At 40.5% G+C, this 22,794-nt stretch carries 21 protein-coding genes; 5 read left to right on the top strand and 16 right to left on the bottom strand.

The genetic code is table 11. The features are described 5' to 3' along the window. The 3 genes from LPA49_RS18735 to lepB all read right to left on the bottom strand — a co-directional run. The coding region (locus LPA49_RS18735; protein WP_230237483.1) for a helix-turn-helix domain-containing protein at positions 1 to 224 on the bottom strand (224 nt) is incomplete at its 3' end. A 76-nt stretch (positions 225 to 300) separates the two neighbouring features. After that, positions 301 to 1,116, bottom strand: coding sequence for a hypothetical protein (locus LPA49_RS18730; protein WP_230237481.1), 816 nt, complete (start codon positions 1,114 to 1,116; stop codon positions 301 to 303). 110 nt (positions 1,117 to 1,226) lie between these two features. Further along, entirely contained in the window at positions 1,227 to 1,886 is a 660-nt protein-coding gene (lepB, locus tag LPA49_RS18725) for a signal peptidase I (protein ID WP_230237485.1), read from the bottom strand. A gap of 184 nt (positions 1,887 to 2,070) precedes the next feature. Here lepB and LPA49_RS18720 point away from each other — a divergent pair, with 184 nt between their 5' ends. Then, positions 2,071 to 2,529 carry a hypothetical protein gene (locus LPA49_RS18720; RefSeq protein ID WP_036968948.1) on the top strand — a complete coding sequence of 153 codons (459 nt, stop codon included), beginning with the start codon at positions 2,071 to 2,073 and terminating at the stop codon, positions 2,527 to 2,529. After that, the gene (locus LPA49_RS18715; RefSeq protein ID WP_036968951.1) at positions 2,529 to 2,735 is read left to right on the top strand and encodes a helix-turn-helix transcriptional regulator; all 207 of its coding nucleotides are present in this window, start codon (positions 2,529 to 2,531) and stop codon (positions 2,733 to 2,735) included. Before LPA49_RS18720 ends, LPA49_RS18715 begins: the two co-directional genes overlap by 1 nt. 50 nt (positions 2,736 to 2,785) lie before the next feature. Here LPA49_RS18715 and LPA49_RS18710 read toward each other — a convergent pair whose 3' ends face one another. From LPA49_RS18710 to aceK, 4 genes are all read right to left on the bottom strand, one after another. After that, positions 2,786 to 3,046 (bottom strand): DUF2999 family protein, encoded by a 261-nt coding sequence (locus LPA49_RS18710; protein ID WP_036968953.1) that lies wholly within the window; start codon positions 3,044 to 3,046, stop codon positions 2,786 to 2,788. A gap of 54 nt (positions 3,047 to 3,100) precedes the next feature. Further along, positions 3,101 to 4,063, bottom strand: a complete 963-nt coding sequence (locus LPA49_RS18705) for a zinc-binding dehydrogenase (RefSeq protein ID WP_036968955.1) — start codon at positions 4,061 to 4,063, stop codon at positions 3,101 to 3,103. A gap of 8 nt (positions 4,064 to 4,071) precedes the next feature. Beyond that, the gene (locus LPA49_RS18700; protein ID WP_036968957.1) at positions 4,072 to 4,464 is read right to left on the bottom strand and encodes a hypothetical protein; all 393 of its coding nucleotides are present in this window, start codon (positions 4,462 to 4,464) and stop codon (positions 4,072 to 4,074) included. Between the two features lie 77 nt (positions 4,465 to 4,541). Beyond that, positions 4,542 to 6,350, bottom strand: a complete 1,809-nt coding sequence (aceK, locus tag LPA49_RS18695; RefSeq protein WP_230237479.1) for a bifunctional isocitrate dehydrogenase kinase/phosphatase — start codon at positions 6,348 to 6,350, stop codon at positions 4,542 to 4,544. 105 nt (positions 6,351 to 6,455) lie between these two features. Here aceK and LPA49_RS18690 point away from each other — a divergent pair, with 105 nt between their 5' ends. Together LPA49_RS18690 and LPA49_RS18685 are read left to right on the top strand one after the other, a co-directional pair. Further along, positions 6,456 to 7,403, top strand: a complete 948-nt coding sequence (locus LPA49_RS18690) for a LysR family transcriptional regulator (protein WP_036968959.1) — start codon at positions 6,456 to 6,458, stop codon at positions 7,401 to 7,403. Positions 7,404 to 7,513: 110 nt separating this feature from the next. Continuing rightward, positions 7,514 to 7,957 (top strand): hypothetical protein, encoded by a 444-nt coding sequence (locus LPA49_RS18685; protein ID WP_118844209.1) that lies wholly within the window; start codon positions 7,514 to 7,516, stop codon positions 7,955 to 7,957. Positions 7,958 to 7,965: 8 nt separating this feature from the next. On the opposite strand, the gene icd is transcribed toward LPA49_RS18685, so the two are convergent. The 6 genes from icd to LPA49_RS18655 all read right to left on the bottom strand — a co-directional run bounded on the left by icd (position 7,966) and on the right by LPA49_RS18655 (position 18,262). Next, positions 7,966 to 9,228: an NADP-dependent isocitrate dehydrogenase gene (icd, locus tag LPA49_RS18680; protein ID WP_180311628.1), complete on the bottom strand. Its 1,263-nt coding sequence runs from the start codon at positions 9,226 to 9,228 to the stop codon at positions 7,966 to 7,968. A 109-nt stretch (positions 9,229 to 9,337) separates the two neighbouring features. Next, positions 9,338 to 12,019, bottom strand: a complete 2,682-nt coding sequence (locus LPA49_RS18675; RefSeq protein ID WP_230237478.1) for a 7TM diverse intracellular signaling domain-containing protein — start codon at positions 12,017 to 12,019, stop codon at positions 9,338 to 9,340. Positions 12,020 to 12,054: 35 nt separating this feature from the next. Continuing rightward, complete coding sequence (locus LPA49_RS18670) at positions 12,055 to 14,319, bottom strand: TonB-dependent receptor (protein ID WP_230237476.1); 2,265 nt, start codon at positions 14,317 to 14,319, stop codon at positions 12,055 to 12,057. Positions 14,320 to 14,462: 143 nt separating this feature from the next. Beyond that, positions 14,463 to 16,691: an NAD(P)-binding protein gene (locus LPA49_RS18665; RefSeq protein WP_230237474.1), complete on the bottom strand. Its 2,229-nt coding sequence runs from the start codon at positions 16,689 to 16,691 to the stop codon at positions 14,463 to 14,465. Positions 16,692 to 16,700: 9 nt separating this feature from the next. Further along, the gene (locus tag LPA49_RS18660) at positions 16,701 to 17,642 is read right to left on the bottom strand and encodes an acetoacetate decarboxylase (protein WP_143474478.1); all 942 of its coding nucleotides are present in this window, start codon (positions 17,640 to 17,642) and stop codon (positions 16,701 to 16,703) included. 47 nt (positions 17,643 to 17,689) lie between these two features. After that, positions 17,690 to 18,262, bottom strand: a complete 573-nt coding sequence (locus LPA49_RS18655) for a dienelactone hydrolase family protein (protein ID WP_036968969.1) — start codon at positions 18,260 to 18,262, stop codon at positions 17,690 to 17,692. 663 nt (positions 18,263 to 18,925) lie between these two features. On the opposite strand from LPA49_RS18655, the gene LPA49_RS18650 reads away from it, so the two are divergent. Next, positions 18,926 to 19,756, top strand: coding sequence for a TIGR02285 family protein (locus LPA49_RS18650; RefSeq protein ID WP_230237472.1), 831 nt, complete (start codon positions 18,926 to 18,928; stop codon positions 19,754 to 19,756). A gap of 21 nt (positions 19,757 to 19,777) precedes the next feature. Here the strand turns inward: LPA49_RS18650 and LPA49_RS18645 are convergent, their stop codons facing one another. The 3 genes from LPA49_RS18645 to LPA49_RS18635 form a co-directional block, all read right to left on the bottom strand. Beyond that, on the bottom strand, positions 19,778 to 20,356 hold the full coding sequence (locus LPA49_RS18645) for a YceI family protein (protein WP_230237470.1): 579 nt from the start codon (positions 20,354 to 20,356) through the stop codon (positions 19,778 to 19,780). Position 20,357: 1 nt separating this feature from the next. Further along, on the bottom strand, positions 20,358 to 20,912 hold the full coding sequence (locus LPA49_RS18640; protein WP_036968975.1) for a cytochrome b: 555 nt from the start codon (positions 20,910 to 20,912) through the stop codon (positions 20,358 to 20,360). A gap of 929 nt (positions 20,913 to 21,841) precedes the next feature. Further along, positions 21,842 to 22,780, bottom strand: coding sequence for a hypothetical protein (locus LPA49_RS18635; RefSeq protein ID WP_230237468.1), 939 nt, complete (start codon positions 22,778 to 22,780; stop codon positions 21,842 to 21,844). Positions 22,781 to 22,794 lie beyond the last annotated feature (14 nt).

The following is a 22,794-nucleotide window of genomic DNA, read 5'->3' as shown; positions in this document are numbered from 1 at the left end:
GACCAACTGTTTGCTGTCATCGTTTTTAACACTTCTACCTTAAATGCTTGAGAATAAGGTTTGTGAACAGACCTGAAGCTTTCAGCGCCATGAATTCGATAAATAGCGGTCCAATATCGGACCTGCCTATCTGTAACATTAAATCTGTTACTTACTGTCGAAGAGCTTTCAGACAAAGCGAGCTCTGCTATTTTGAGCTTAAAAGCTCGATGATGTTTGGACATAAAAAGACCCCCAGTAATTGGAATGTCCAACTATTGGGGGTCACTTCAAACACAACGGTTTTTTTATATTCGGCATTTATGTTGTTGGGCACGCGGGGTGTTCGGTTAATACTTGGGTAATAATTTGGCCAAATACTTGGTGCTGTTGCTCAGTAATAGGGAAAGAGGCGCTGTAAGAAAGCGTATCGGCAAGTTCTCCGGTAATAATTTCATAAAAGGTCATCGCAGTTAGCAAATGCCCAGCATCCGAGGCATGATTACCGTCACTATGGTATAAATTCACTTCTGGTAATCTTGCTATCGCTTTGTCCCACACTAAACCGATGGGCGCAACACAGCTCGTTTCTTTATCACTAATGGATAAATGTAACTTATAAACTGCTTCACCTTCTTTGCTATCCCCCCTTTGTGGGTGTTCAGGGAATAGAATTGGCGTTATTCCCAGCACTTTTGCATTCGCAATTAGACGCTCGGTTTCTGCCGTAGAATAATTTACAGATCCCGATTGAGAATACTTTTGCCCTTGAAAAATCGCATGACTCCACTTGTTTTGTTTTAGCTTTTCGATATTCCCGGGGGAGTTAACTATTTCATCCAAAAAACGGCCACTCACCGTGAGGGTCGCAACCTGACTATTACTTAACTCACTCGAAATTAACTGCTCAAGCAAGGTCGCAAGTTTTGCGCTATGACTATTGCCATAAATGATAATGTTATAATCAGCACTTGCGCTATTATCAACAATGCCGGTGCTATTATTAGGAAGTGAGCTGTCAGGCTCGGTTGCGATTGGGTTTTCAGTCTTTGAACTCGAACCACATGCAACTAACCCAACAAAACTCATCAATAAAAAGTAAACAATAAAAGGCTTAAATCGTTTGCTGTCCGTCACTGATTATTCCTTATTTAGACGTATTATTTTTCATGTAGTCAATATTGAGACACAAAACGATAAATAGCCAATTATTATCTGACGCTTACTCACACTTAACTATTTCATCTTCAGGGTGCTAAATATAAATCTTTAAGAAACCGCTCTTTGCGGGGTAAGTAATGATCATCATAATCAAGCGACACCAGCACCCTTTCTGCTTTTCCTAACAGCTCACTACGCGGCACTAAACCGATTACACGCGAGTCTGCACTGTTATCACGGTTATCTCCCATCGCTAAATACATATCTGCAGGGATAACCACTGGCGCAAAATGCTGCATCACAGAGGGGGTCTTCGACACCTGAATTGCATGTTTAATACCCGCAAAATTTTCTAAATACGTTTGCTGCCCTGCTTCATCATCCACTAGCGAGTAATCAAGTACTTGACCATTAATAATCAATTTATTATCAACTAAAGTAACCGTATCACCCGGCACTGCAATCACACGTTTGACTAAGCGGTTATTAGCAGCAGTTGAATCAAATACAATGATATCGCCCGCTTTTGGCTCATCAAGGCGCGCCAGTGAGATATGACTAAATGGTAACCGTAAATCATAGGCCATTTTATCGGTTAAAATACGGTCTCCCTCAACAATTGTCGGTTTCATAGACCCTGTGGGTACTTCATACCAATCGGCAACAGCACTCCTAAATACACTCATTAAGCAGATGAATACAATCAATGAACGGTTATTTTTCCATACGTTAGCAAGCCAATTCATATTCGTTCCTTGTGTTGTTAGTTTCATTAAGAGTCTTTGCCGTTCAAATTAGTTCTTAGCTAAATGTAACGAAATACTTCAAAGATAAAAATATCATACATGGTGTTAAAAATATTTGACACAACCAGCAATGAGTAGTTTACTTAACACCAAGTCAAATATTTTTTACACCGGATGATAAAAGATGAGCTACAAAGAACTGACAATTTGGGGCACGTTGGGAGTGACTATTGGTTTGTTAATTTATTACCTTACTGGTATTAACTCATTACAAACAAATGGAAACCTAAGCCAAGATACAATGGTTTCTTACTTATATAAGGTCGTAATTACTGCGGTGATACTCGAAATTATTATGCAATCAGTGCTTGCAGGCATTAAGCACAAAGAAGCAGATTTAGGTGATGATGAGCGCGATAAACTCATTGAACTTAAAAGCGCTAAGCTTGGCCATTGGTTAACTTCAGCAATTATTTTAATGTGTGTATTTTTAGCCACTCAGATAGAGCGTGTATCTGGTCGCATGTTATTACCTGAAGTTTCAGATTTATATAATATAATGCACTACCTCATTATAGGCTTTTTGATCAGTGAAATTATCACGACAGCCAGTAAGGTGTATTTCTATCGAAGAGACAGCTAATGAAAAAACAGCTCAGTAATACTATTCGAGAATTACGATTTCATCACAATGAAATGACGCAGCAAGCTCTGGCCGAAGCCGTCGGTGTTTCAAGACAAACAATTGTCGCCATTGAAAAAGGCAAATATTCCCCTTCACTTGAAGTGGCTTTTAAGATTGCTCAATTGTTTGATAAGAAACTCGATGACGTTTTTTCTTATCAATAGCACGCTTGCAATAAAAAAGGTTAGCATGCAGCTAACCTTTTCTATTCTATTTAAGACTGTTGATTTTTAAACTGTGCTTTCGCTTGTTCAACTTCGTCATTACTGATACCTACTGACTCAGCCGCTTCTTTTATTAAATGCGGTTGTGTCATAACCAACGCCATCAGTTGTTGAAGTTTTTCGGGCGGGATCCCGAGTTGCTGAACTAAGCCCATAGCCATCATTGGGTTTTCCATGAATGCTTGAAAAAGCTCACGTACTTTTTCGTCACTCACGTTATGCTCTTTCAGCATTGCGATAATTGGGTTCATACTAACCTTGATTAATTTACTGCTAATAAGCTCAATAATGTGGGCAGTTTTTCGTTATTCAACCAGTAGCACCACTTTACCCGAATTTTCATTATTATCTAAAATGCGGTGAGCCTCAGTTGCATCCTGCCAATGCAGGGTTTTATATATATTAAAGTCAAATTTACCCGCAGCGAGTTCGCCATAAAAGCGAGCTATAAACTGTGCTTTTAGTTCACGTTTAAAAGCAATAGAGCGGTTTCTAAGTGTAGAAGCATGAAATGAAATACGTTTACTCAGCAAACGTGCGAAATCAACCTCAGCAAAGCGCGCATCTAAAAATGCCAACATCACAATTTGGCAATCCATTGCAGCAACAGCAGCATTTTTATTTAAATAATGCCCTGCAACGGGGTCGACAATTGTATTTGCTTGTAACTGATGTGTCTTCATATACTCCACAAAGTCGGTGGTTTTATAATTTATACAGTGATCGGCACCCAACTTTTTTGCATGCGCGCATTTTTCATCGCTCCCCGCAGTAATGACTACCTGAGCCCCAATAGCTTTTGCCATTTGAATAGCGGCACCACCCACACCACTTGCACCAGCGTGTATAAGTGCAGTTTGCCCAGCTTCAAGCTTGCCAAATTGAAATAACGCCGAAAATGCAGTGAGATAAACTTCACTCACCGCAGCCCCTTCAGCCATACTCATTGAGTCAGCAAGCGGCATCACCTGTGCTGCATCTACCGCAACATACTCACTGTATGCGCCTCCGGCACACAAAGTAAAAACGGGTTTATTAAGCCAATCAACCTCAACGTTTTCCCCTTGTGCGACGACAGTGCCTGCACACTCTAGACCTAAAATCTCACTGTCGCCTTTAGGAGGTGGGTATTTATCTTGCCTTTGTAAACAGTCAGCACGATTAACGCCTATTGCGGCGACCTTAATCAGTACCTCATCGTGTTTAATATTCGGCTTTTCAATTTCTGCAAACGTTAACTGTGAATTTTCGTGCTTAATATAACGCATAACACCTTCTATTTAATTCGCTGCCAGATTTCAGCTTCCACCAATTTACCATTTTCATATAAAGTATGATGCCATAAATCACCGTCTACTTTGTAATCAAATGCCATGGTTTTACCTTGTAATGAAGGCACATTACCATAAGAAAAAGTCTCGATAAATTGCTGGTCTTGCAAAACATATTTGCCGCCACCCGCATAATGAAAATTGCCATTTTTCTGCGTAATATAACTAAAATGAGTATCGGTAATTAGCTTTACCGAGGTTAATTCGGGTGCTTTTGCCGTAACATACCCTTCCTTTGTCGCATACTTTCCTTCAACAAACTGCCAACTCCCCACCAGCGGGTTCGCATTCGCGAATGAGGCTAGCAACAAACTTGAAATGCCGAATATTTTTAGCATAGTGTACTCCCTTGATTGTTCGTATTAGCATACGCCAATACCGGATCCCGATGAAGGACTACGTGGTTGAGATTTTTTCACCCCTGTTTTGCTCTCATTTCACTAAATCGCCACGATTGTTTATACGGATACACATCCAATAATTGTCCCTCATTAATAGCCGCTTGCAGTCGCTGCCACATAGCAACACTGAAAATGTCGTGATGCACAGCATTAAAAAATGAAAATGCCGTTTTATTTGCACTGAAAAATACCTTGAATTGGCTCGGAAACACATCGTTTTCAGCAATATCAAAGTAACTCTCGCTGCTTAACTCTTCTAACGAGTCAGCACTTTTTGGTAACTCTCGAAATTGACACGCCGTCATCGGGCAAATTTCATCGTAATCATAAAACACCACTCTTCCCCAGCGGGTCACACCAAAGTTCTTCATCAACATATCGCCTGGAAAGATATTTGCACCTGCCAGCTCTTTGATTGCTTTACCATAATCAATCATAACAAGTTCAAGTTTTCGTTCATCACACTGATTAATATATAAATTAAGCGGTGTCATTTTCCGTTCAACATACACATGACGCAAAATAAGCGCATTACCCGATATAATTAAACTGTCGCCAATTTGGCGCTGCATCGTAGTGAGTAATTCTTCACTAAATCGGCTTAAATCAAACGCTAAATAACGAAATTCATGGGTATCAACCAAGCGCCCCACGCGATCGGCTTGCTTTACAAAGTCGTATTTCGCCATGACATGTTGTTTAGTGGCGGTTTTTGGTGCGCTAAATTTATCTTTAATCACTTTGTACACATAATCAGAGCCTGGTGTCGTAAATACCAACATCACCATGCCAGGCGTACCTGGGGCAATAATGTATTTATCATCAGGAGGGCTATTTTTAGTGGTATCAACTTTATAGCGATAAAACTCGGTTTTGGCATGCTTGATAAATCCTATCGCGTTAAATAACTCAAAACGTTGCTTATGGGGCATCAGCACGCTGAGGTAATCAACGTAACGCGCAGGTTGGTCGGTGTCGACCATAAAGTAGGTTCGCGCAAACCCAAATAGCAGACTAAGTTGATCGGCGCCCATCATGACGGCATCAATGTGCAGCCCTTTTTCACTATTTAGTAAGGCTATGGCAAACGGCATATTATCACCGTTTTTAGCAATGCATCGCCCAATGATGTAACACGCTTTATTTCTAAAAAATAATGAATTAGCGTATTCGATATAACCATCATTCAGTGCTAGCAGCTCATAAACCTGTGGGCACTGTTTTTTTGATCCTGCAATTAAAGTACGCTGCAACATGGCAATATCATCAGTGAAATGTGCATAATCGGAGCGAAAAACATGACGACTCACAAGGGTTTTTATCGCATTTTCAAAACCACTTTGTAACGAGATCCGACTTACCAGAGAATCAAACGGACGAGGCCCTAAGCGATACCGTGCCTTTAAAACAAACAAATGAACATTACGGATTTTACGTGAGTCCCAAATAGCCCCAAATGTCGAGTTGAAAAACGTATGTGCAATGGGCTGGTTTTCGTGATTTTGCACCATTTCTGCATAAATTTGTTTTGCTAATAACCACAGAGCAGGATCGTTAACTTCGCTGTAAGCTATGATCTTTACTGCTTCACTTACTTTTTTTACTTGGCCTTCGTAAACCTGTAACCGTAACTTCATTGCTGTTTGCACTTGATGCCATTGACGTTGTTCAAACCGGCTTTGTGCCCCTAAGGTGATATTCAAAAACTCTGCAAACATGGCCTCAAACCCTGCATACACTGCGCGGGCTAGTTTCGTGGCAATAATATTCTTTAGTTGTTCCGACTCTGTTTTTTTACGAAAAATTGCATCGTGTTGAGGCATTATTGATATCACTTATGCTGATTATTTTAGTTGCCGTGTTTACACACAATAGCAAGCACGCTTTAATTTAGGTAATTAATAAAGATAATAAATAAGATTGATCAGATGAATATTAGGCACGTCGACCTAAATCTATTGGTGTATTTAAATGTACTGATAGATGAGCAAAATGTATCAAAAGCAGCCAATAAACTTGCCTTAACGCAGCCTGCGATGAGCAATGCATTAAAACGGTTACGTGATTTATTTGACGATCCCTTGCTCGTTCGAGCCGCTGGCACAATGACACCCACAGCCAAAGCGCTGAGTCTCAAGCCTGAAATTGAAGCACTGCTAAAAATGGCCGAAGAAATCACGCAACCAAGTGAACTGTTTGACCCAAGCACTGCAAATATAACGTTTCGGATCATGGCAAATGATTATCTAGAATCAACCTTAATAGCCCCTTTTATCACCCAACAACTGGCGAAAAGCCCCGGCCTTAATTTTGATATTTTGAGTCCAAGCGACGTCAACTTACACGATATGGAAAAGGGCACAATCGATTTAGCTATAAACCGCTTTAATGGTTTACCCCGTTCATTTCACCAAGCCAGTGTCTGGCGCGATAACTATTGCTGCTTAAGTCACCCTGACAATCCTTATCTACAACAGCAAACGCTTGAGAACTACCTTGCACAAGAGCATATTTGGGTAAATCGGGCTGGCTGGGGGGTTGAAGCAGCGGTGACTAATAAATCTGGAAGTCAAAAATTAGGCTGGGTAGATGAAGCCTTATGGCAGCTCGAACAAACGCGTAATATTCGTGTATTCACTCGCCATTACATGGTCGCAAGCTTGCTCTGCCAATCGCCTAAATTGATAGCCACGCTGCCTCGTCGTCAAGCGATGTTGCTCGCAAAACACACCGATTTAGTCATAAGTCCAGTGCCATTTCAAATTGTTCCCATTGAAGTAAAAATGCTGTGGAGTCCATTATTACACCATGCAAACCCGCACCAATGGCTGCGTCGAGAACTATTAGCTTTTGCAAATACAGTGGCCGACAGGTAACAAATTAACAATATTGATAAAATCAATATCAGTTATTGAAAACAACAATTTCATTAATAATGAGTGACAGGCTAGAGTGAAGTTAAGCACATAAACAAAGAGAACTTGATATGGAAACTTCAGCACAATTCACTCAACAAGACGGCCTTTACATTAATGGTCAATTACACACTTTTATTGAACAGCAACTTTGTAAAAAAAGCGAAATTGCGTGTGACGAGATATACCAGATTCTTGCAACACTTGTTGATGAATTTGGGTGTCAGTGTCGTAAAACGAAACACCAAGCAGATGATGTTTTACCAACCGAAACACTGTTAACTGCCTACAGCTCTGTACGCACTCATCCACATTGTCATGTAGATGCTCAAACGACGCCGGCGGTACTTGATGAGTATTGCTGCCAAGTACCGGCTATTTTAGTAGTTGCTCTTATGGATACGCTAACAGGTATTACAAGCGACGAGCCTGGTGCAAAGCACATTTACCAACGTGCCGCGGCACTGACAGGTAAACCATGCGTCTACGCCATCAATAACGCACACGCTGCATAATATGCGCATTACTTTGAGTTACTTATTCGAGCGATGATGCTTGTTGCAAAATCACTGCAATTAAGCATCGTCGCACCGGTGACATACTCAGCCAAATCAAAGGTAAGCTCTTTTGCCAATAATGTTTCTTCCAGAGCTGACTCAATTTTTTGTGCAGCCTCCTGCCACCCCATAAAACGCAGCATCATTACCGCACTTAAAATACTACTGCTTGGGTTCGCCGTGTTTTCACCCGCTATCCGGTTAAAAGTGCCATGTGTTGGCTCAAAAAAAGCGACCTCATTATTTAAATTTGCTGCTGGCATTATACCAACGCCACCGACTTGTGCAGTCAACATATCGGCCAAATAATCACCATTTTGATTGGTGGTTACGACTACATCAAATTGTTCTGGTGTAAGCAACGCCTGCTGAAGCATATTATCGGCAATCACTTCTTTAATGACTAAATCGTCCTGATTGTCACGCTTTATTAGCAACCAACGGCCATTCTCATGGGCAACTGCATTAAACTCTTGCTCTGCAACCGCAAAGGCCCAGCGTTTAAACGCCCCTTCTGTAAACTTTAATACATTCCCTTTATGCACCACAGTTAAAGATTTACTTTGTTGTTTTAGTGCATAATTGAGTGCATATCGCATCAAACGCTCGGCCGCTTCTTTTGAGCTATTTTTAATGCCAAGCCCACACTGGGTATCAAAACGTAATCGTGTCACCCCCATTTCTTGACATAAAAAGTCGAGCATTCGCTCGTTGTCAATACTGCCAGCTTGCCATTCAATACCCGAGTAAACATCTTCTGAACTGTCGCGAATAACGGTTATGTGGGTTTTTTCAGGCTCTTTTAATGGTGAGGGTAAATGCGGATAACTGCGGATAGGCCGCATATTAACGAATAAATCCATTTCATGGCGAAGTGCGACGTTCAAAGAACGAAAGCCCCCACCCAAAGGAGTGGTTAGTGGACCTTTTATGGCAATTTTAAACTGCCTTACGGCATGGAGTGTTTCTTGTGGAAACCAATCTCCGTCGTAAAGTGCGGCCGCTTTTTCACCGTTAAACACTTCCATCCAGTGAATCCGGCGCTCTCCTTGATAAGCCGCCTCAATAGCAGAATCAACGATACTTCGCATAACGGGGCTAATATCTTGCCCAACACCATCCCCTTCAATGTAAGCGATTACTGGATTGTCAGGAATACACCACTGGCCATTTTTATCGATAGTGATTTGTTCACCCTGCTCTGGCACTGAAATATGTTGATACTGCATCATAACGTTTTAGCAACTAGTCGGTTGATTATGCTTTGTGAGTATCTATTAATACCAAGATTTGTCTGCACTGTCTGCGTATGTATGGAAATACCCATTATTCAAATCATTAATGACACACTTTGTCTATTTCGTCTTCCATGGCCTTAAATAGCGAGGCAAACAACTGCGTGTCTAGCGTTATGGTGTCATTTTTTAATGCACTATCAACAGCAAGTGCTTTGATATAAAGCGTCTCGCACTCAAACATGTTGGCTGCGCCCTTTAACATGTGCACATTTCGACTTAAGCCTTCGATATCCATTTTTTTATATTGCTTACGCATATCGGCATATTGATTTTTAAGTCCTTTGATATAGTCATCCTTAAGCAGTTGGAATTCGTGTTCAGGTAGCTTTATATCAGCCAACTCATCGCAGTCTAGGTAACTGGCAATTTTATGACTAAATGCATTACGGTCTATGGGCTTTGCAATTAAATCGGTGAAACCTTGGTTCATGTAACGCTCTACCTCATGCTTCATCGTGTTCGCGGTTAAAGCAATAATGGGCACCGAGATCCCCGTCGCATGCATCATTTTCAGTGCTTCTTGACCATCCATAATTGGCATTTGAATATCAAGTAATATTAAGTCAAATGTGTTCTCAAGCGTTTGCTGCACGGCATCTTTACCGTTTTCAACCGTTGTGACTGTTAGCCCCATACGCTCTAAAATACGTGCAAATAAACGTCTGTTGTCAGGGTGATCTTCAGCGAGTAACACCCGACCTTTTAAATTTTCTGGCGCATCAAGTTTACTAAACGGAGAGGTTTCGACTAATCTAACTTCACTCATATCATTGAGCCAACGCGTATTGTCTGTTGTGTACACAGCGATTGTTAAAGTAAACTCACTACCTGAGCCAACGTAACTTTTTACACTGATATCACCATCCAGTTTTAGCGCTAAACTTTTAGAAATATTAAGACCCAAACCTGTGCCACCATACTGACGAGAAATACTCGAATCCGCTTGGTAAAAGGCACTGAATAACGACTTTTGTTCAGAATCTGTCATGCCAATACCGGTGTCTTTCACACTGATCGCTAAGATATTATTCTCACAACTCACCGTAAGCGTTATTCGCCCAACCTGAGTAAATTTTAGTGCATTGGTCGTCAAGTTTAATAATATTTGCCTTAATCGGCTAGGATCGGTCACGATGTAATCAGGCAGAGGGAATTGATAATCAACGCTAAATTTTAAGCCTTTATCACGTATTTGCTTACCAATAAGTGATTCAATATTCGCTATCGTGGCAAATAAATCGGTTTCAATTAGATCAATTTCAAGCTTATTCGCCTCTATTTTCGACATATCCAAAATATCATTAATAAGGCCGAGTACATGGCGACTATTTTGTAAAATGACACCGATGCCATGATTTCGTTCATGAGGCTTAATATCACCAAGCATAATGCCATCAGCATAGCCAATAATCGACGTCATGGGTGTGCGTATTTCGTGGCTAATATTGGCTAAGAAGCGACTTTTAGCTTCATTTGCGTCTCGTAATTCATCGGCTAATTCTTCAAGTTCAAGTGTTCTTAACTGTACTTTTTGCTCGAGATTTTTATTAAGCTCAACATTATCCTCATGCAACAACCTAAATTTATCAGCGACAGCAAACGCTAGTAGCATGGCATCCATCGCGGTGCCAATCAGTCCTAATAAATATAAATTCATCGACGTGGCAGGCAATAATCCTAAGTTTGTAAGATTACCCACCATGTTAGGCACCATCATGGCAACATAGGCCAGTACAAAATAACGTGCAGGTTTGAAGCCAATCAACATACAACGTACACCGATATACAAGCCTAAACACAAAGCGACACCCGTTACTAATGTTGACCAATAAAAACCAAAGCTAGGCCACACAACACAAAATGGGATCCCCAATGTTGCGATAACCCCGACAGTCAGAGACAGCTGCGATAATTTCGGAAACGTTTCCTTTAACTTAAGGAGATTATTGTAAAATAAAATGTTGGTCAGTGGCGTGAGTGCAAAACCTAGCCAATGTAAGTGCGGGTTGTAATACCCAAACAATTGATCCGAAATATGAAAGAAATGACTCCATGCAAACACCCACGAAGCGGTGAATAAAGCATAATATAAATGCGTGACGTCTTTAGACACTAAATAAATTAACAGGTTATACAAACCAAGCGCTATACCGACCCCAAAACACAGCATGATGATTACATTTTCGAGCGTGATAATTTCGAAATAATCTTGATACGGCGTTAACACTAACTTTGCAGGAGTATAAAAATAATCGCTTTCAAAATGTGTGATCAACGTATAGCGCTTGCCTTTTTCAAGGTTTAGGCGGTTTCCATAGTGAAATGCAAATTGGTTTTTTTCGACGCCACCTGTCACAAAACTTCGTACAGGTTGAGAAACATCGGTTAGGTCATAAATCCGACTTTCTATTTTTGAAACCAAGGTATTGTAGGGGTACAGGACAAGGTCTTCGATATCACTTTGATTTTCTATATCGACAATCAACCAGTAACCGCCCCCAATCGAACTGATACGTGATTGTGGCCTTTTTGTGGCACGCCAGCGTTTAATATCAGCCGCAGATTGAGGAAATCGATTGTCTCTCGCAGCTAATATTTGCCCGACATCATGTAGGTTCTGCTCAAAAAATGCGTCTGTATATATAAACGCTTGTTCGGCGCACACTGAATACGTTGAATAAAATAGAAAAAGCAAACTGCCTAAGAATAGCTTTAACCGCATTCACAGCGCCCCTAATAAACAAAAGTCATAAATCATCAAAATTGAAAAGCCACATCAAAGCCATAACGTCGCCCTTCTCCTTTAAAGTCTTCTAACATACCCAGAAATGAACTCAAATCGAATTTTAACTGACTGTACTCTGTATCAAATAGATTTTTTCCCCATAATATAAACGACCAGTTATCTACATCATATTTAAAGTGTGCATTAACAAGGCTGTAGCTTTCTTGACGGGCGTACGGGTTCATATTTTGATCAAAGTAAAATGCTGACTGATAGTCAACCATCACATTGGCTGAAAACGGGTTATTCATTAACCGCGTATCATACTGCAACCCTGCCGATACATCCCATTTTGAAGTAAAAGGTAATTGATTATCGGTGATACTATTACCCAATGGATCGACATACTCTTCGTACTCGGCATGAGGAATATAGCCCACTGATAACTGCATAGCGAGTTGTTGGGTGGGCTGATAATTTATTTCACTTTCGAGACCATAAATTATAGAGTCGGCTACATTTTCAAGCAATTGAACAGGCGGCATTTGCGGTGTTTCAGAGGCTTGATTCATAAACACTTGCTGGTCATTATAATCATAATAAAACGCAGCCCAGCTCATTCGTAACCGTTGTTCCGGCCAATACGTTTTCAGGCCAACCTCATGGGCATTTAAACGCTCCTTGCCGTAATCAGCTAAGATTGCTTGTTCTTCAGATGATAAAAAGCCGCCATTATACCCGCCACTTTTGCTGCCATTAGCAAAACGATAATACAGGTTCGCTGTGTCAGAATACGTATAATTGAGAGCAAACTGACCGGTAATGCCATTATCGGATTGCTTATCAGAAACCGTGTAAAATGGCACTAAAACCCCTGCTAAATCATTGGGGTTGACTACCACATTTAAGGTTGATGTAGAGCTGTATTCAAGTGATTCATAATCGTAACGTAGACCCGCAGTGAGCAACCAACGCGTGGCTAATGGCACTTCAATTTGGCTAAATAGCGCTACGTTTTGTGTATCGATATGATTATCGTAATAAAATGTGGCCGTTAAATCTGCAGGCAAAATACCACGAAAGTCGCGTAAAATATCATTGATGTTATCTTGCTTAATCGTTTCATCAGCAAAATACACCCCACTGGTCAGCGTGTAATGAGTAAATTCATTAAGGACCCTAAACTCTTGACTGAATAAATGGGTGTCTAAACCTAACACTCCTTCGCACAACCTAGCTGGTGAGCCATCGCAATTAAATGCATGGCTTCGCTCTAAATTATTAAAACTACTTACGGAGGTCACCGTTGTGTTATCACTCGACTGCCAATTTAATTCGCCGATAAAGCCATAGCCGTCTGATTTATGCGGTGAGTCATTATTAACACTCACAGTAAAAAAGTCGTCACTCCCATCGTTAAACCCAAAGCTATCAAAGCACCGTGTTGAACCCGCATCGGCTGGCGAACATAATTCACCCGTTAATGGGTTTGCTATAATACCGATACTCCCCACTGGCTGCGAAATGCCATCCCAATCTTCAATATGTGCTTGCAGGTAAAGCTCTACGTTATCCCATTGACTTAACAGTGACAGCCGTGCATTTTTTTGCTCCATGCCCGCGGTCGGTGATGCAGAAAAATTATTTTGTGTCGAATAGTCATAATCTTGATAATTGAATGCTAACCGCATCGCCGTTTCATCGCCCAACGGTTGGTTCCACATCCCCTCTAAGCTACTGGCGTTATTGTTGGCAATACCCAGTGTTAACGACCCTGCTTGCTCAAACTCAGGCCTATTTGTGCGGATTAAAATTGCCCCACCGGTTGAGTTTCGACCAAATAACGTGCCTTGCGGGCCACGCAAAATATCAACGTGCTCTACGTCATACAGGTTAATAATTTGGTTATTTGCCGAACCAACCGCCACGCCATCAAGGTACATAGCTACAGGCGATGTATTCGCAGTATTGTAATCAAGTAAGCCAATTCCCCGAATACTGACGGCGGGAGGTGTGCCCTCGGCCGCGTTTTGCGTTATTTTCACGTTCGGTGCAAATAACCCTATTTCGGTTGAATCTTTAAAATGCTGCGTTTTTAAAAGTTCGCCATTCACTTGGCTTACCGCAACACTGACGTCCTGAATTGATTGCGGACGCTTCTGTGCATAGACACTAATAACTTCCATGTCCTTTTCAGCCTCTGTATTTTGCGCTGAGGCATTACCCATGACACATGCCGCGAAGCAGCTACTCGCGAGCATAGTGAGTTTAGGATTGAATTGATAAGGACGTTTCATTCGTTTTTAGACCTTAAAAAGAGGGACGTATGTTAAATTATTGTAATTTCCAGTAAGTATAGACCAAACAACGCTATAAAGTCGCATAAAAAGCAGAGGGTTAACGGCTTTGATGCCACATTAAAGTCGCTGTTGACTAAACATTACCCTTTTTCAAAAACGTGTTCGCCGCTAATTTGACTTGGAAAGCCACAGAGTGAGCGTGACGTTTGCATGCCAGCCATCACCGCCGCTTCAACACAGCCAGCATTAACGCCTGTTTTTATCCAATCGCCAGTAAGGCGTAAGTTTTTATAGTGGCTGCCATCAGTCGCTAATCTAAATTTGCTTGACCCTGTAATTGAGAGTACATAACGCTCACTGGGATCAATATTTACCCGCCAATACTGTTGCTCTAAAACAGGCAAAATACTGTGTGGATCTTGGTAAAACACCTGCCAGTCAAACTTATTATTGGTATAAGCGTGCGGCCACAATGCTTGCATATCAACGCTGAATAAATACTGCATATTATGTTTCACCTCAGCTTTCATTTGCTCAGGAAAATGATGTGCCGTAGCCGGTGGATAATGCTCACACGTAAAAGCGCTACAAAAATAGGCAATATTAACGGGCGGGTCACTGTCTGGCCACGCCTCTTTGTCAACGAGATTGCTCATTGCAGCCCATGTATCGAAGGGTTCAACAAAACCACTTAATATAGGCCCTTCTTGAGCCGAATTGGTATCGGTAAAGCCGAGTTGTTGATCAGTTTTATTCAACCAAACTTGGCAAGCTTGTGTCGCAACACTTTTTACTTTACTCGCTTGTAAAGCAAGGCCATTATCGTCGCTAAGCAAATCTGCCGCCACATGCTCAAGCGAAGCAACAGATACCCCCAATATTAGGGTATCAAAATCAACTCCATGCACTAATGTAAGACTTGGAAGTGGCTGCTTAAAATGCGCTTCATATACTTCTGGCCAGTCACTCCAGAACGACTCTAAATTAACCTGATATTCTTGCAACAAATGCGCTTGTAGCGGGTTTATTTGGTCTAAGAGCGGCTCACTTGGCCAACAAGGCAGCTGCTTTACATTGATAAGCGGCGCGTATTCACCCGAATTTAAGCTGACCTGCTGACGCAGTTCAATATGCGATACCACAGCTTGCCCATGAGAATCTTGACCCGGCGTTAATTGTGTAAGCTGGTGGAAAAATTTAAATTTTACACCGCGTTTTTTGAGTAGCTCATAAATAGGAGCAAAAATGACATCTCCCATGCCTGCTTGCATTTTCCACATCACTCCCCCTTTATAACAAAGGCCAATTCTTAGCATGGCAAGTGCTGCAACACCGGCCTCAACATTAGGCTTGTTAAAGTCGCCATTGGGGTATGCAAACACCAAGTCATAAAAACCTCGTACAGGAGCAGAATTAACGCTATAGGCTCTATTTGCACCATTTTTTTCGAGCCATTGACGAAAATCATAACAATTAATTACCCCAAAACCATCGCGATAAACTTTATCTTTTATCAGACCTGTCAGCATCGCAATAGCCAGATCGGCACAAATATATAGCCTGCGCAGTTGTGCATTATCATCCAGTAACTCTATTACTTGCTCTTTAAACCAACGCTTTAATTTGCGAACGATATACCAAATCACTAAACGATCAGCTTGCTTGTCTGTGTGGGTTGTTTGCTGTGCGGTAAACTGTTGTAAGTGCGTAAGTAAAGAGCGAGGAGTGGAGATAATCTCGGCCGCATCCGATTCAATGTCATCAATAAACTGTTTTGCCGAGGTAACCTGAGTATCAATATTCGCTTTTATTTGCTGATAGAGGTGCTTTAGTAAAAACTGATCTCGTGGCTTTTTAGTAACTAATGTGGTTTTTGCGTGTTGCTCACAGACATCTTCAATGTCTTCGGTCCATTTTTTCAGCCAAGCCAGTGTCATCGTAACAAAATCCCACACTGTAATATCCAAGCTTCCATCTGCTGGATTACCCGCAACGGTTGGGAAATCTATCGGCCATGTTTGCCACTCGTTATCGATAAACTCTTGTAATGCAATAAAACTATGCGGCTTAAACGCCTGTTGCCAAGTTGCAAGCGGGGAACTCGCTGGCCTGTCCAAATTATTGTAGACCCCTTGCAAAGTGCGAAAGCTATTTACATAAGCACCAAACCACACATGCAAGCCATGCTCTTCAATACGTTGACCAAAGTGCTGATTACGACCACTTGCGCCTTTACCTCCTAAGCGCCACCCTTGTTGATAAACGGTTATTTCGCGATGTTGCTGCCAATCTTCTTGCTCGGTTAAATACACCGCGGCAGTCATTGCAGCAACGCCACCCCCTACGATTGTGATTTTTTCTTTGCTCATGGTCATCCTTTACGCAGGTAAAACCTGGCTTGCGCCAAGTTGATCAAAGTCCATATTGATGTAAAAAGGCAAATGTACCGCTTGGCTTCCTAATTGAATACCAAACATATCGTGCAACGGAAAACTCGCTACTGACTTCACATCAAGGGTAAAATTATTAGTTAACAACTTAAGTTGGTGAATTTTTTTTATCACTGATGGAGAATGCACAACAGAGCGATAAACGGCACTTGTACCCTCTCCATCTGGGAATTGCTTAAACAATATTTGATCCATTTGCGGGTGAATAAACCCCTCAAACAGTTGCTTAATTAATGAAAAATCCACGCCTTTAACTTCATCATCAAAAAAATCAGCCACTCGCTTCGAAAAAAGAGCAAGGTTATCTAATAAGTTTTCTGATGTGTTGATATTGTCTTGTTCAATTGATAATAGTTCATGCATTGCAAGCTTTGAATTAGCCGAGAACACATCAAAACACGGCAATGAAATTGAAAAACGTGATGTTTTGTTCGCCGGTGTGGGCATGTCATAGTCACATAAATATTTGTTGTAACCCCATACCTCACGCCCATTTATTAGCGCATAAATATTATTCACACTAATGAAGGCGGGATACCAATACAGGTGGGCAATATCACCATTAACCACTTTAGAAACAGGTAACCAAATAATAATGTCGGTTTCTTGCATCCAGCCCTGTTCAGAAAACGGAGGGGTCAGAGACGATATTTTTTCAATATCAGTAAACGTGAGTAAACACACACTGCCTAACACATTGAATGACACAGAATCATTTGCAACTGTATTGAGTGTCGCATCGACATATTGCTGCATTTTTTGCTCACAAGCAGACACGAAAAAACCATACATTGCCGCGTTAATCATGCGGCATGGCGGCTTAGCAACGGGGTTTGATAAAAAGTGGCAGTATTTATATGGGTTAGTCATAGTCATTAACTAAATTGTTGTTTACTCATGACTATAGACTAGTTTTACTAGTTCGTTACAAGTTGTTCATTGCATTTTTTGGTGAAAAGTTGCTCTATATACGCTTGGTAACCAGCATGATCAAAATTATCAGATAACGGGTTCATAAAACCATGGGCATACTGTGACACTTCACAGCTGACATTCGGTTTATTTCTGAGTGTAGCCACCACTGGTTCAATATCAAAATGTGCTTCACTGTGCGCAAAAATAAACTGACAAGGCACTGTCGCCGATAAATCAAGGTGATTTCTAACTTGTGATGGGTAAAATGCAATAATTTTCTTTATGTAGGGGTTTTGTAATTCTGCTTGCGCTCGCCAAACTGCTGATGCTCCCGCACTAAAGGCAATGATCGTAGTTGGTCGCTTAACAGCGGCCATTTTAATGTAGACTCGCTCAAGATAGGTGTCGTGGCCACACTGATTCAAAAAGTGTTGATATTGAACGTGCTCAGAAACCGGTGTTTGTATTTCTCCTAAATAAGGTTCACACAAACTGACTTTGCCACTAAGCTGCTGCGCAAGCTGTGATAAATGTGCTGTATTTCCGAATATATCTGACACCAAAAGGTAGTTCATTTATGTACTTCTGTGTTGTTATTATTGTGCCCGTAAAGAATACGCGTGTTTCAAATAAACATCCAGAAAAATAATACTTGCGTTTAAATATTTATTGCAGTAGTCTACTCGTCTGGTTTTTATAAACCTCGCGGTTAACCCCTTACCTTGATCCAGTAATTCCCGCATATTCGTATAAATATTTGCACCTGTGTGGCTCAATGACATTTTGATGAATTTTAAAATTATCACCAAACTGTCACAAATATAGTCAACACTGTAGGCAAGACAACAAATGTCAGTCTGTATTATAAGTTCCCTTACAAAGCTCTACAGAACACTGACAAAAAGAAAGAGTGAGTTTTATTATGTCATACAAATACAATGGATCTTTGATCCAAATAGCACATCCAGTGCAATCAATTTCGGTTAACAAACAGCGTGTAATTTTTAGCGACACGCAAGGCCTAAAAAATGCCATCTTCCAAAAGGCGAGCGATGCACGCCAATTTGTAAAATGGTTAAAGGCCAACTAAACCCAAACCGAAAAAGCGCCAGCATACCACGCTGGCGTTTTAGTTTTTAACTTTCGTACGCTTATCTAAATTCCTGCTACACTTATATTTTTAACCTACGAATAGGTAGTGAAAATGCGTTTGGCATGGTTTTTTTTACTATTTTTTTTTGTGCCCTTTTGCAAATGCAACTAATCAATCTAAAACGATTGAATGGATCGTAGTTGATTTTGCCCCCTACTACATAATGAATGACCGTTACGAAGGCATGGGACGTGACGAAAGTGTCATTAAACTGCTTAAAAATGCTCTACCCGATTACACTTTCACACGCACTTTATTGCCTGCTAGTCGTGCCATTCATGAGCTATCAAATCCACACAATAATTACTGCATGTTGTCTCTATATCAAAGCGAACATCGCAAACAACACATTGCATTTACAACACACACGTCCACTGTAGGTTTGTCACCCTCCATTGCGATTCGTAAAGAGCTAATTGAAAAACTTAATTTAGATCCCTCTAAGCCGGTATCACTAAAGTCATTACTTAACGACAAACACCTTGCATTAGGTGTATCAATGAGCCGCTCATTTGGCAGTAATATAGATAACGTAATTAACTCAAGCCATGATGCAAATATTATCTCAAGACCAGGCCGCGATACCCTTGCAAGCTTAACTTATATGCTACACAAAAAGCGCATTGATATTTTATTAGGATACCCAAGTGAGCATTATTATTTGGCGCACTCGATGGGATTCGAGAATGAATTAACCCAACTAACACTCTCTGAAGCGCCTAAATTAAGTGTTGGTTATATTGGCTGCACAAACAATGAACAAGGCCATGCAATGATTACCTTGTTAGATAAAGCGCTGGAGGAAATAGCGCATACACAAAATTTTGAAGATATCTTAGTACGATGGTTGCCAGATAACTTAAAACCAATCTTAGAAAAAAGGTTAAGAGATAGAAATGAAAGTGCCGCTCATTAAGCGGCACGTTTCGTGTAGTCGTTACTTACGAATACCTTCGATAAACAGGCCAATATCAACATGAGTTGATGCTGGGCCTAAGTTGTAATCAATACCATAATCAGCCAGTTTTAAGCTTTTTTCACCTTCAAAGCCAACACGGTAACCACCCCATGGATCTTTACCTTCGCCAATTTTATCAATTTCAAAAGTAATCGTTTTTGTTACACCGTTAAGTGTAAACTCACCAGTTACATCGGCTTCATCGCCTTCTTCATCAAACTTGATTGATGTGCTTTTAAACGTCGCTGTAGGGTATTTATCTACATTTAAGAAATCTTTACCACGTAAGTGCTTATCACGTTCAGCATGGTTCGAATCGATACTTTTTGTGTCAATAGTGACATTGATCTTTGATGCATCCGGTGCTTTGTCATCGTAACTAAAATCACCTGAAAACGTATTAAAACGACCGTGTAACCAGCTATAGCCTAAATGTTTGATTTTAAATGTAACAAATGCGTGAGCACCGTCTGTATCAATCACATAGTCTGCGGCATTTGCATTCGCAGTAGATAAAAGTGCAGCGCTTAGTACTGTGCTTAATAATAATTTTTTCATATTAATCATCCTTCAATGGTTTGATCATTCTAATTAAGGTTTTATCTTTATCGATAAAATGATGTTTTAGTGCCCCTAAAGCATGTAAAACAACAACACCTATAAGCCCATACGCGGCATAAAAGTGAATTTTACCTGCAATATCTTCTTGATTAGCCACCGACTCGGGTAAAGCCGGAACAGCAAATAAGTTAAATACGTCGATCGCACGGCCATCAGCCGTCGAAATTAAGTAGCCAGATGTAACAATGACAATAAGGGCTAAATAAATTAATTTATGTACAGAGTGCGCAGCCATGTTTACCGCTTTAGAGCTTCCTGCAACAGGGTCTGGTTGCGTGCCTAATAAACGCCAGCCAAATCGAAACAATAATAAAGCAGCTAAGGTAATGCCAACGCTTTTGTGTAAATCAAGAGAGCCTTTGTACCACGTATCGTAATAGGTTAACTCAACCATATAGACACCTAAGCCAAACAGACCAAATACTCCAAGTGCCATTAACCAGTGAAGTAAGATAGCTACCCAGCCGTAACTTGACTTTGAATTCTTTAACATACTCATTTCCCATGAGAACCATGAAACTAAACACAGCTTAGCTCAGCTGTAATACAATGAAAATAGCGTAAAACAAACAGCTTCTGTGCGTATACGCACAAAAAGGTTACATATTAAGTATTATCAAAACTAATCTAGCTATTATCATATTTAAATATGTTAAGTTTGAAGACACCATTTAGTAGGGTATTGATGAGATGTAAAAGCCAATATTGAGAGGCAAATATAACCTGTTCCATTCTTCGCATACGCCAAAAAATAATAAAATAAAACTGGATCTCAGGAGGAATTGACCAATGTACACTTTCACCATGAATAAACAGCAAATAAGCGACTAAGGTATTGGTGTCAGGTATGTTATAAAGGCTATCGCTACCGTGAGTAAAGAAAAAGTAAGAGACAAAAAAAGCCACTAAGCAGGAAGAAAAGCATCACTCCGTAAGCACCCGTTCCTCCGCCTAAAGCGCCATCTAACCATTGTGTTATTTCGCTAATACCATTGTGCTTAATTAAGTGGTCTATTTTGAGGCAATAAAACCGCGTTGATAACAAGGCAAAAATTTAGTTATTTAGTTTGTTCTCGGCAATTGCTCCTGCATCCATGCAGTCGTAAATCAGACATTTTTAACGCAGGTAGCGACTGGTTTAATCACTCAAAATGATTAAGTATTTTTGCAAAATAGTATAAAATGCGTGAAAAAACGATACGCGCTGCTAACCCTCACAGCGTATTTAGTTTTCTTATTTCCAAAGTACTTCCTCAAGTAAATGTTATCAAGAAAATCCAATTACCCTGTCCGCTATGAGTTAACTAAAATATTTCATAGTAACGTTTAATGTTAGCGGTTATTTTGTCCAAATAAAATGCTTTGACTGTTTGCTGATAATTCTAAAAAGTAACAAAATACAGCTAGGCCAATAGCATTTTGTTATTTATCACTTTCAACAAGAGCCTGCTCGTTAGGGTAGTCTACTATTATTCTTAAATACTTTAGCGCAGAGCCCCCTAATGCTCCATCAATCTGTCTGTCCATCATTGAAGACATATACTGATGGAAGTTATGATCGTCTCTTCTAGTAAACCAAACTGGACCAACAACATTACCAGCAATTTTTACTTGCGGAACTCGAATCATCGGTTGCTTTGATAGCAAGCATGCTTTATCGACGACAGTCCATTCTGGATGAGACTTAACCCAATCATCAAATATAGATGCGATGATAAAAGAAGTTGCGACTTGTTCACCCGATACATCAAGTTGACTGAGTGCTTCTTTAGACGGCCAAGCAGAAGCTCCTGTGTCCAATAACATAGGAATGGTTTTACCTTCTACAGATATATCTATACTTGGGAAAGCCATAGTATAATTACCAGCTTGATTCTTTTGGAATCCAAGCTGCACTTTTGAAAAATTACCTCCACTGGGTGCTTCCAAAAGAATAGCTATTCTCTTATCGGGATAATTGAAATCAATCACCTTTTCAGCATGCCATCTCCCCCCTAAAGTCCCATCATGGTGCTTTGTTTTACTTAGTTCCTTAATTGGCACCACTTGCAACTTACCTGCCCACCAGTTATTTAAACCTGCTTTTGGTATCCAAGCACTTTTATCAAATGAAGGCATCTCTGTGACTTCAATGGTGTCATTTCCCGCTTGCCTGCTTTCCAACTTCCATTGATATTTATCGCTTAGCTCTTTTGAAATAGCGTTCCATCCCCCACCCGTATCGGTGAAAAATAAAACCGTTGTACCATCATTAAGTTTTGGATTTAAGTAAATTAAATTGTTTTCAAATTTACTTGGTAGTTCTTTAGATACGCAGATAAAAGAAGTAAAAAATAATAAAGTGAATGCCAATGTTTTCAAAACAGATCCTTTAA

The sequence above is a fragment of the Pseudoalteromonas sp. MB41 genome, from assembly GCF_020966275.1.
Taxonomy (GTDB): domain Bacteria; phylum Pseudomonadota; class Gammaproteobacteria; order Enterobacterales; family Alteromonadaceae; genus Pseudoalteromonas; species Pseudoalteromonas lipolytica.
Note: the sequence above shows the minus strand (reverse complement) of the source record. Positions and strands in the feature narration are given on the sequence as shown.